9 protein-coding genes are annotated in these 11,486 nt (G+C 47.9%); 6 read left to right on the top strand and 3 right to left on the bottom strand.

Annotated elements, in window-relative coordinates; all coding sequences use genetic code 11:
• Positions 1–622 precede the first annotated feature (622 nt).
• Positions 623–2,698, top strand: a complete 2,076-nt coding sequence (fusA, locus tag KE626_RS33060; RefSeq protein WP_211977368.1) for an elongation factor G — start codon at positions 623–625, stop codon at positions 2,696–2,698.
• Between the two features lie 61 nt (positions 2,699–2,759).
• Here the strand turns inward: fusA and KE626_RS33065 are convergent, their stop codons facing one another.
• Together KE626_RS33065 and dusB are read right to left on the bottom strand one after the other, a co-directional pair.
• Entirely contained in the window at positions 2,760–3,356 is a 597-nt protein-coding gene (locus tag KE626_RS33065; protein ID WP_211977369.1) for a nuclear transport factor 2 family protein, read from the bottom strand.
• A gap of 67 nt (positions 3,357–3,423) precedes the next feature.
• A complete protein-coding gene (gene dusB, locus KE626_RS33070; RefSeq protein WP_211977370.1) occupies positions 3,424–4,461 on the bottom strand; it encodes a tRNA dihydrouridine synthase DusB in 1,038 nt (345 codons plus the stop codon).
• 338 nt (positions 4,462–4,799) lie between these two features.
• Between dusB and KE626_RS33075 the strand changes: the two genes are divergently transcribed.
• From KE626_RS33075 to KE626_RS33095, 5 genes are all read left to right on the top strand, one after another.
• Positions 4,800–6,179: a mercuric reductase gene (locus KE626_RS33075; RefSeq protein WP_211977371.1), complete on the top strand. Its 1,380-nt coding sequence runs from the start codon at positions 4,800–4,802 to the stop codon at positions 6,177–6,179.
• Positions 6,180–6,224: 45 nt separating this feature from the next.
• Positions 6,225–7,169, top strand: coding sequence for an ABC transporter ATP-binding protein (locus KE626_RS33080; protein WP_211977372.1), 945 nt, complete (start codon positions 6,225–6,227; stop codon positions 7,167–7,169).
• A 9-nt stretch (positions 7,170–7,178) separates the two neighbouring features.
• On the top strand, positions 7,179–8,747 hold the full coding sequence (locus KE626_RS33085) for an ABC transporter permease/substrate-binding protein (protein ID WP_211977373.1): 1,569 nt from the start codon (positions 7,179–7,181) through the stop codon (positions 8,745–8,747).
• Between the two features lie 9 nt (positions 8,748–8,756).
• A complete protein-coding gene (egtB, locus tag KE626_RS33090) occupies positions 8,757–9,914 on the top strand; it encodes an ergothioneine biosynthesis protein EgtB (RefSeq protein WP_249207877.1) in 1,158 nt (385 codons plus the stop codon).
• Positions 9,915–10,002: 88 nt separating this feature from the next.
• Positions 10,003–10,992: an L-histidine N(alpha)-methyltransferase gene (locus KE626_RS33095; RefSeq protein ID WP_211977374.1), complete on the top strand. Its 990-nt coding sequence runs from the start codon at positions 10,003–10,005 to the stop codon at positions 10,990–10,992.
• A gap of 14 nt (positions 10,993–11,006) precedes the next feature.
• Here KE626_RS33095 and KE626_RS33100 read toward each other — a convergent pair whose 3' ends face one another.
• Positions 11,007–11,480, bottom strand: coding sequence for a DinB family protein (locus KE626_RS33100; protein WP_211977375.1), 474 nt, complete (start codon positions 11,478–11,480; stop codon positions 11,007–11,009).
• Positions 11,481–11,486 lie beyond the last annotated feature (6 nt).

The following is an 11,486-nucleotide window of genomic DNA, read 5'->3' on the forward strand; positions in this document are numbered from 1 at the left end:
TATAATATTATTGTTTTACTGTTTGAAGCGCTGGAAAAAGCCGGTTTATTCAGCCATACATAAAACCCGGCGTTCCAAACACAAATTTACAACGGTTCATGCCAGCATTTCCGGTACATGCAGGCGTTTTTTTTGTATAAAGATGGGAAAAAGGACCTGATCTCCGGGAAAACGATCTGCCAACAATAGCCTGCAACTTGTTTTTTTCCCTTTAAATAACGTATCTTTGCGGAGCAATTTAAAACACATGAAACGTATACTCACATATCAGGCAGACAGGCATTCAGCTACCGTTATCAGAGCGGTAATTGCAAGTACTTGTATTGTCTTAATTCAAGACGGGGAGGCAGATCCATCCCGGATATGAGAGGTTAATATAACTCCTGAAATCTTTTCATGGGCCTCTTCATCCGAAGAGGCCTTTTTATTTGCTTCCCCCACTACCCCGGAACTTTTGAAAACACTCAAATTGATTATCATGAACTGCAACAGGAAATTTATTATTAAAACATTGTCAGTTACACGGCTGGACCGGTAATGCAGGGCATCCTGTTGCATGTTTGCAAAGGCCTCTCATTACCAGATGAGAGGCCTTTTTTATTCCTTTTTAAATAGCAATTATATGAAACGCTTAGCGGATTTTAGAAATATAGGTATCATGGCTCACGTTGATGCAGGTAAAACAACGCTTACTGAACGTATGCTTTACTTCACGGGCTTTACACATAAACTGGGTAATGTAGACGAAGGTAATACCGTCATGGACAGCGATCCACAGGAAGAAAAAAGAGGTATCACTATTTCATCTGCGGCGATCACTACTTACTGGCAACACCAGGATAATACCTGGCAGATCAATATTATTGATACACCCGGTCACGTAGACTTCACCGCTGAAGTAGAACGCTCTTTGCGCGTGCTCGACAGCGCCATCGCCGTATTTTGCGCACGTTCCGGCGTGCAGCCTCAGTCGGAAACAGTATGGCATCAGGCGAATCATTACAACATCCCCCGCATTGCGTTCATTAATAAAATGGACAGGCAGGGCGCCGACTTCCGGCGTGTTGTTACCGAAATACGGGAACGCCTCAACGCTAATGCGCTGCCGGTGCAAATTCCTGTTGGCGTGGAAGATGACTTTACCGGTGTAATAGATTTGATCACCATGAAAGCATTAATTTGGAATGCTGCCGATGGTAAAACATATGATACGATAAACATTCCGGCGGAATTACTGGATACCGCGAGGGAAGCCAGGACCCACCTGCTGGAAGAACTATCATTGCTGGATGAGTCGTTACTGAATAAGTATACTGCTAACCCGGCCGGCGTCAGTCCGGCGGATATATACGCTGCCCTCCGCGGCGCTACCATCCGCATGGAAGCGGTACCGGTACTGGCAGGCGCTGCGTATAAAAACAAAGGCATACAACCCCTGCTGGATGCAGTGGCCATTTATCTTCCTGCTCCTTCGGATGTGGAAGCCATAAACGCTACCGATCCGGATACAGGGCAAACGGTGAAGATCAGCGTTAGCGAAACGTCGCCACTGGCTGCCCTTGCGTTTAAGATCATCACCGATGACTACGTAGGCAAGTTAACGTTAGTGCGTTTATACGCCGGCGTACTACGTAGCGGAGATACGCTGTGGAACAGTCGCACCGGCCGCAATGTAAGAATCAGCCGCCTGATGCGCATCATGTCCGATAAATATGAAACGGTGGAAGAAATTGGCCCCGGCGATATTGGCGCGGTAGTAGGTTTAAAGGATGTGAAAACTGGCGATACCCTCTCACATCCCGACCACCCCGTAATGCTGGAAAAGATCAGCTTCCCGGAACCCATGATCGGTTATGCGATAGAAGCCAGGTCTGCTAAAGACAATGACAAATTAGGCGATGCCCTCGCCAGGTTGCTGGACGAAGATCCAACGCTTAGTGTGGCAGTAGATAACGCCACCGGGCAAACGATACTCAAAGGCATGGGCGAACTCCACCTGGAAGTGGTGCTGGAAAAGCTGGCCTCACAATATCACCTGGAGATTAACAAAGGAAAACCGCAGATTGCGTACAAGGAAATATTTACGAAAGCCGTTACCCACCACGAAGTGTATAAAAAACAGAATGGTGGCTCCGGTAACTTTGCGGAAATTGAATTTGAATTATCACCGAGAGAAGATGATACACCAGGACTGGAGTTTATTAACGAAATCAAAGGTGGTGTGATTCCAAAAGAATTTATCCCTTCGATCAGCAAAGGCTTTGAATCTGCCATGTATAATGGCGCGCTGGCCGGCTACCCGGTGAAATCCATGCGCGTAAGATTGCTGGATGGAAAAATTCACTCCAACGACTCCCATGCCCTGGACTTTGAACATGCCGCTATCATCGGGTTCAAAAACGTAGCGGCAAAAGCAGCGCCAAGACTGCTGGAACCCTGGATGAAAGTCAGCGTTACCATGCCGGAAGAATATACCGGCGTATTAACCGGCGACCTGAACAGACGACGCGGTGTGATCAAACACATGGAGATGGACGGGCTGCAGCAAACCATCACGGCGATGGTGCCTTTATCCGAATTATTCGGCTATATAACGGTGCTGCGCACACTCTCTTCCGGCAGAGCCGCCGCGTCCCTGACGTTTGAGAACTATCAGGCCGTTCCTGAAAACATCAGTAGCAACCTGCTGGTGAAATAAAAAAGAAAATGGTGAAGGACAAAAGCCTTCACCATTTTTTCTATCACTATAAAACCTTACCCTATTTTAATGCTGCGTTGTCTTCCCGTACATCCTGGTAAAATTGCTTTACCAACCGGCTGTCGGGCAGGGAATTCAAAACGGCAATGAGCCATTTCCCTTCCTTACGCACTACTTTTCCTTTATAATAACCCACAGACATCAGTTGTATTTGTCCGCTGGTTAGATCCGTCCACAAACACGACGCGTACATGCTTACTTTTACGGTATCATTTACACCGGGGAAAAACTGCATGTTGGTAATCATGTGCCGGGGTTGAAAATGAGAATTTTTGGTGCTCTTGACCAGGGTATCAATTTTAGCTGTCCAGTTTTGTTTCCCTCTCAGTTTTACGCCATCTATTTCCCCGCGGATACTATCGTCCATGAACTCCATACATTTGCCGAGATCGGCGTTGTCGAAATGTTCGCAGAAACCAAGTATCACTCTTTCTATCTCTTGCTGGTCTTTAAATCCGAATTGGCTGGCAGCAGCACTGGCTTCCGGAACCGCGGTGGAGTCCATCGAAACCGGCTTTTCTTTAGGGGATGACTGACAGGAAAACAGTCCTGTTAAGCTACAGACTACTGTGGTGGTAATAAGGAAATATCTGAACATCAGGTAAATTTTATGATATAACAAAACAAATGCATAATAAGTTTTATTATATCATAAAATATGTTGCTTATAAAGGGCAGTTCTGGTGGTAATCAATCAGTTCAATAGGAGTACTGGCCAGTTCAATGCCCTTGTAGTAGGCGGCTATTTCATCCAGCACCGCTTCCACCTCTTCCACTGTTTTCAGGGTCACCAAACGGCTGCGGAATTGTTTGATATCCGGTAATCCTTTCAGGTAATTGGCATAACACCCCCTCATTTCGTTGATTCCCTGAACAGGGCCTTTCCATTCTACTGATAAGCGCAGGTGCTTCTTACTCACCGCAATGCGTTCTTCCAGGGTAGGTCCTGCCATGATTTCGCCGGTATTCACATAATGCCTGATTTCCCGGAACAGCCATGGATAACCAATTACCGCCCTACCAATCATAATGCCATCCACACCATACCTGTTTTTATACTCCAGGGCTTTTTGCGGACTATTGATATCGCCATTACCAAAAATAGGAATATGTATCCGGGGGTTATTCTTCACTTTGCCGATCAGGTCCCAGTCGGCCTGGCCTTTGTACATCTGGCAGCGCGTACGTCCGTGGATGGCAAGGGCCTTGATGCCCACATCCTGCAGGCGTTCTGCTACTTCTTCTATGTTTTTGGAATCCTCATCCCAGCCCAAACGGGTTTTCACCGTTACCGGCAGCTTCGTTGCCTTTACACAGGCAGCTGTAAGGCGTACCATCAGGTCAAGATCCTTTAATACCCCTGCGCCGGCACCTCTTCCCGCCACCTTTTTTACCGGGCAACCAAAGTTGATATCCAACAGATCAGGGTTGGTTACATCCACTATTCTCGCTGCCATAGCAAGACTATCCTCGTCACCGCCAAAGATCTGAATGCCGACAGGCCGCTCATATTCGAAAATATCCAGCTTTTTCCGGCACTTAATAGCATCTCGGATCAAACCTTCACTGGATATAAATTCCGTATACATCAGATCCGCACCGGCATCCTTGCACACCGCCCTGAACGGAGGATCACTTACATCCTCCATAGGCGCCAGCAGCAAAGGGAAATCGGGCAGCGTTATGTTGTCAATCTTTACCAAAATCAATATTTTTTCGCAGAAGCGGCAAAGATAAGCATTATTGCGCAATGAGTGGGGAGCGGGCGCCTTCGGCGCTTGTCTTTGGGCAGGATTAAGATGATTTTAATGATTTTTCTGATTTTATCTTTTTCAACAAAACATCTTTATCCCTTTGCATAAGCTTTTAACAATAAAGTAAGCGCCTCTTTCAAAAAGAAATAAAATCAGAAAAATCATTAAAATCATCTTAATCCTGCCCAAAGACAAGCGCCGAAGGCGCCCCTTTTCCGCATAAGTCGCAAATTTTTCCTACATTCCGTTGGTATAATCTTTGGCCCCCGCTCCTTAAATCTTTCCACATGCAAAAATTTGACGCCATAGTAATCGGATCTGGTCAGGGTGGCAACCCACTGGCTAAAAAAATGGCAGAAAAGGGATGGAAAACTGCGCTCGTTGAACAACGCTACCTGGGTGGCACCTGCATCAACGACGGTTGTACCCCCACCAAAGCAATGATTGCCTGCGCGAAAGTAGCGCATACCGTTTTTCACAGTAAACTATGGGGAGTACACAGCCATGGTTTAATGGTGGACCTTCCCTTCATAGTAGCCAGGAAAAATAATATCGTGGAACAATTCCGCGAAGGAACCGCAAAAGGATTACATGCCGACGGCGTATCCGTTTTCATGGGCACCGCTGCCTTTACCGGCAACAAAACCATAAAGGTAACCGGGCATAAGGGAGAAGAAAATATCCTCACTGCCGATCATATCTTCATCAATACCGGCACTACACCTCATATACCGCCCATTGAGGGCCTGGCAGATGTTCCCTGGCTTACCTCCACCACCATCCTGGATGAAATCGTGATTCCAAAATCGTTGATCATTCTCGGTGGCAGCTATATTGCGCTTGAAATGGGACAGCTCTATAAACGTTTAGGCAGCGCCGTTACCATTGTAGAAACATCTACGCAGCTGGTATCCAAAGAAGATCCCGATGTTGCCGCCGTGATCAGGAAAATGCTTGAATCGGAAGACCTGCTGATATACACCGGTACCCAGGCGGAACGGGTTACTAAAAACGGCAAAAATATCCAGGTGGACATCGTTACCGGCACCAGCAGGGAAACACTCACGGCAACGCATATACTGGTTGCGACCGGCCGCAGTCCGCAAACAGCCGCCTTACAACTGCAACATACCAACATACTCACCGATGAAAAAGGATATATTCAGACCAACGAACGGCTGGAAACCACGGAACCCGGCGTGTATGCCATAGGCGATGTAAAAGGGGGACCGGCATTCACACATATTTCTTACAATGATCATCTCATTATTTATAAAAATTTGTTTGAAAATGCTAACTTATCCGTGAAAACAAGACAGGTACCCTATTGCATGTTTACCGATCCGCAATTGGGTCGTATAGGCATCACCGAAAAAGAAGCAGCGAAGGAAGGCATCCCGGTGAAAGTAGCTTGTCTGAGTATGGATAAAGTGGCCAGAGCCATTGAAACCGGGCAAACAAGAGGCTTTATGAAAGCGCTGGTGCATGAACATACCGACCAGGTACTCGGAGCAGCGGTGATAGGCCCGGAAGGCGGTGAGATCATGTCGCTCCTCCAAATGGCCATGCTGGGAGGTATTACGGCCAAACAATTACGTGAAATGGTGTTCGCTCATCCGCTGTACGCTGAATCGTTGAATAACCTCTTTATGACACTGGAAAAATAGGCATCGGATTGAGCAAGTTTTTCCCCATATCATCATAAATAACCAATGATTAAACTGGATCATGTCTCAAAAAATTTCGGCCCGGAAAAAAAAGCCGTCAATGATATTTCTTTTGAAGTACACCCCGGAGAAACCCTCGTGCTCCTGGGTACGAGCGGCTGTGGCAAAACCACTACCCTGCGCATGATCAACCGGTTGCTGGAAGCCGATAGCGGCCACATCTTTGTAAACGGTAAAGAAATAAAGACCTTGGCACCGGAGCTGCTCCGCCGCAATATTGGCTATGTATTACAAAACACCGGGCTGTTTCCTCATTATACGGTCAGTGAAAACATCGGCATCGTACCGGCACTTCTGAACTGGGACAAAACCCGCATCCGGGAGCGCACTATAACGTTAATGGATAAACTCCGTTTGCCTGCTGCCGGCTACAGCAACGTATATCCTCATCAGCTCAGTGGCGGCCAGCAGCAACGCGTAGGCCTGGCCCGTGCACTGGCAGCAGATGCGCCGGTACTGCTCATGGACGAACCATTCGGCGCATTGGACCCCTTAACCCGTATCAGCGTGCGCCGGGAATTCAAAGCCCTGGATGAACTGAACAACAAAACCATTATACTCGTTACACACGATGTGGAAGAAGCATTTGAACTGGGCAACCGCATTTGCCTGATGAACGAAGGACGTATACAGCAACTGGGAGCCCCCCTCGAACTGCTGTTTCATCCGGCCAATGATTTCGTTCGCTCATTCCTTGATCCGCAACGACTGCAACTGGAACTGAAAGCACTAAAAATAAAAGACCTCTGGACATGGATACCCGACAAACCGGCAACAACCGACAATGCCAGGTTGCTCACCGCCGAAAACAGCTGCTGGGAAGCGCTGGATGCCATCACTTCCCAACCGGTAACCGTTATGCATAACCAGGCGAAAAAAATAATAGACGGCAACGGACTAATGGAAGCAGTAGCTGCCTATAAACAATAACACAACAGCATGGAACCAAAGGAAACACTATTTGATTTCGTACAACAACAATCCGGCAAACTGCTGGAACAAACCCTCACGCATACCGGTCTTACCTTTATATCCGTGCTATTGGCCGTTGCCATCGGCGTACCCGCCGGTATTCTTATCACAAGACGAAAAAAACTATCCGGCCTGGTGTTGGGGTTTGCCGGTGTAATGCAAACCATCCCCAGCATCGCCTTACTGGGATTTATGATCCCGCTGCTGGGCATCGGGCCAAAACCAGCCATCGTGGCACTGTTCCTTTATGCGTTACTGCCCATTATACGGAACACATTCACAGGTATCAGCGGGGTTGATCCCAGCATCACAGAAGCCGCTACCGGCATGGGACTCAGTAAACGACAACTGTTGTATAAAGTGCAGCTTCCCTTAGCCCTGCCCGTTATCATGGCCGGCATCCGCACCGCTACCGTTATTAATGTGGGCGTAGCTACCCTGGCAGCTTATATCGCCGCCGGGGGTCTCGGTGAATTTATTTTTGGCGGCATTGCCCTCAACAATACCAACATGATGCTGGCAGGTGCTATACCGGCGGCATTGCTCGCCATCCTGTTCGACTGGCTGCTATCGCTGCTGCAACATATCAATGTCCGGAAAGCCCGGAAAACAGTATACATATTACCTGTTATCTTCCTGGCACTGTCTTCTTTTTACCTGGTCCCCGATACCTACAACAGTAAAATGCTGGCAGGATTTACACCTGAGTTTATGGGCAGAAAAGACGGATACCTGGGGCTGAAATCTGTATACGGATTACGGATCCGTACCCTGGTGATCAGCGACATGATTATGTACAAAGCCGCCTGGGAAAAGAAGCTGGATGTGATCAGCGGCAGCAGCACCGACGGCAGGGTAAAGGCATTTGACCTCGTAGTACTGGAAGATGACAAACATATTTTTCCTCCCTACTACGCTGCCCCTATTGTAAAGAACGAAACATTGCAAAAATACCCCGAACTTGAACCGGCGCTGAACCTTTTGTCTGGTACAATTAATGATAGCATTATGACGGACCTGAATTACCGCGTTGACTATCTGAAACAAAATCCGGAGAAGGTAGCAAAAGATTTCCTGGTGGCCCATCAGCTGTGGAAACCGGCTGGCACAGGCACAAAAGGCAGCATCCGCATAGGTTCAAAAATATTCGGTGATGGTTATATCCTCGCCAATATGTACAAAATGCTGATCGAAGGATATACTGACCTGTCAGCCGTTACAAAAACCGGCTTAGGCGGAACAAAAATAGTGTTTGATGCTTTAACCAACGACCAGATAGATATGTACCCCGAGTACACAGGCACCGGGCTGCTGGTAATTCTTCAAACACCGCAACAGGTGACAGACAGCATTATCAGTGACAGCAAAAAAGTATACGACTATGTGAGTGCCGGATTTCAAAAACAATATGGAATAAAATGGCTGAAGCCCATCGGATTTAATAATACATACGCATTGATGATGCGGAGAACAGCGGCAGCTGAATTACATATCAGCAGCATCTCCGCATTCACGCATTATGTAAACCAACAATAACCACCTGTAATGATGTTGCTGAAAAAAGAATATGAAACCGTACGCAGAAGAACCGAACAGATCTGCGCACCACTCAAAACGGAAGACTATGTAGTGCAGCCTGTTGTGGATGTAAGTCCGCCGAAATGGCATCTCGGCCATACCACCTGGTTCTTTGAAACATTTATACTGATTCCTAACGCTAAAGATTATACGGTATTTGACCCGCAATACAACTATGTATTCAACAGCTACTATGAATCAGTAGGCGCCCGGGTAATACGCACCAACCGCGGTAACCTGAGCAGACCGGCGGTGGAAGACATCATGCGCTACCGCAAACATGTGGATGCTGCCATGATCGCATTCCTGGAAACAACGGCACTCACCGCGGAGCTGCAGGCGCTTTTTACCCTGGGATTAAATCATGAAGAACAGCACCAGGAACTGCTTTATACCGATATTAAGTACATCCTTGGACACAACCCCCTTTTTCCGGCTTATGACCCCTCCCGTAAAGATATTTCGCCGGTGAACAATCCGTCCGGTTCATGGTTAAATATGGAAGCCGGCATTTATGATATCGGTTTCACAGGAGAGGGCTTCTGTTTTGATAATGAGCTGGGCAGACATAAAGTGTACCTGAACGATTATGCCATCAGCAATACCCTGGTTACCAATACCGAATACCTGGACTTTATACAGGCCGGTGGCTACCAGGATTTCCGCTACTGGCATGCCGAAGGATGGGATTGGGTAAAAACCAACCAGGCAGGCTCCCCGATGTACTGGTATAATATAGAAGGACAATGGATGCATTACACGTGGCAGGGACTACAGCCCCTGATGCCCGATGCGCCGGTAGCACATATCAGTTACTATGAAGCAGCAGCATATGCCGCCTGGAAGGGCTGCAGACTGCCCACTGAATTTGAATGGGAGGCAGCGGCGCCGCTGTTATCCTGGGGGCTTCGCTGGGAGTGGACCGAAAGCGCCTATCTCCCCTATCCCGGATTCGCCAAAGCGCCCGGCGCTATCGGTGAATACAACGGGAAATTTATGATCAGCCAGATGGTATTACGCGGCGGTTCAGAGGTTACATCTCCCAATCACAGCCGTATTACCTACCGCAACTTCTTCCACCCTTCCCTGAGATGGCAATTCACCGGGATAAGATTGGCAAGATGATTGAGCAACCGTTATGAAGTGATCCGGATTTTTTGGACGGAATATCTGTCGTCAGAAAGATTCAACTTTCGTACATCAAAAAATATTTATGACTGTAATTCCAACGGCGTTTGCTCCCTGCAAACGCAAACCAGCTACCAGCACATTTTACCACGATGTGGTGCAGGGCCTTACCGCTCCACAGAAATACCTGGACCCGAAATATTTTTATGATGCCGCCGGAGATGTACTCTTCCAGCAAATCATGCAATGCCACGAATATTACCTGACCGGATGCGAGATGGAAATCCTCAGCAGCCAGTCCCCGCAAATAGCCCAGGCATTACAAATGTACGCCGGCTCATTTGATCTCGTGGAGCTCGGCGCCGGCGACGCCACCAAATCCATCCACCTGCTGAAACAGCTGCTGGATAACGGGGTAGACTATACGTATTTCCCCATAGATATATCCGTCAACGTTATTAATCAGCTGGAGAAAAATTTGCCGAAACAATTACCGGGACTGCAGTTACAGGGACTGAACGGCGAATACTTCCAGGCGCTGCAACAGGCTAACCAGCTTACCAGCCGTAAAAAGGTAATATTATTTATGGGCGCAAACATTGGAAATTTCAATGTTGCGGCCGCCAGGAATTTCTGCCAGCAACTGCGCCAGTACCTGCAGCCCGGAGATTTACTGCTGACAGGATTTGATCTCAAAAAACATCCACAGGTAATTTTGAATGCCTATAATGATGCCACCGGTATTACAAGGGCTTTCAACTTCAACCTGCTCCATCGCATCAACCGCGAACTCGGGGCTGATTTTGATACCACCAGGTTTGAACACTTCCCTACGTACGACCCGGGCACAGGCGCCTGCAAGAGTTACCTTATCAGCCTGGAAGACCAGGTGGTGCATATCGGTGACAGCACAACCATTACTTTTGCAGAAAATGAAGCGCTTTATATGGAGATTTCGCAAAAATACAGCCTGGAGGAAACAGATCAGCTGGCTGCCCTTACAGGATTCAAACCGGTAGCCCGCTTCTTCGACCGGAAGCACTGGTTCACCGATTGCTTATGGAAATGTATTTAAAAAACAGGATGTTTTTAATGCCAGGCGCCCAACATGCGGCGCAATGTTACTATTTCCCCCGTATGATAACTGTTATGATCGAGTAACAACACCGCTTCCCTGAACAAATGCTGGCCGCTTCCGTAAGGAAACGGCGCAAACAGGTCTGCACCCGGTGCTTCCAGCAACCCGATGAAAGCATGCAGATCCTTATCTACCTGGGCGATACTGTGCTTCCAGGCTGCATCATCTGCGGGGGCAGCTTCTTTGGGCCAGTAATCCCCGGGCCAGTCTATCTCCTTATAGTCCGGGTTACGGGAAAAATCAAGAATATCGAACTGGGCGATCCGGATGTGCTCCACGAGCTGCCAGATACTATACGGCATGCCGGGCGGCACCACTCCCCTCAGGTTGGCGGGCAGCGATTTTACGGCGTCTGCAAAAGATACGTGGGCATTGGCTTTCAACAGCATTGCCTTCAACGACTTTACCAAAGTTGATGTATCCATAAGATA

This window comes from Chitinophaga hostae (genome assembly GCF_018224885.1).
In the GTDB taxonomy this organism is placed as follows: domain Bacteria; phylum Bacteroidota; class Bacteroidia; order Chitinophagales; family Chitinophagaceae; genus Chitinophaga; species Chitinophaga hostae.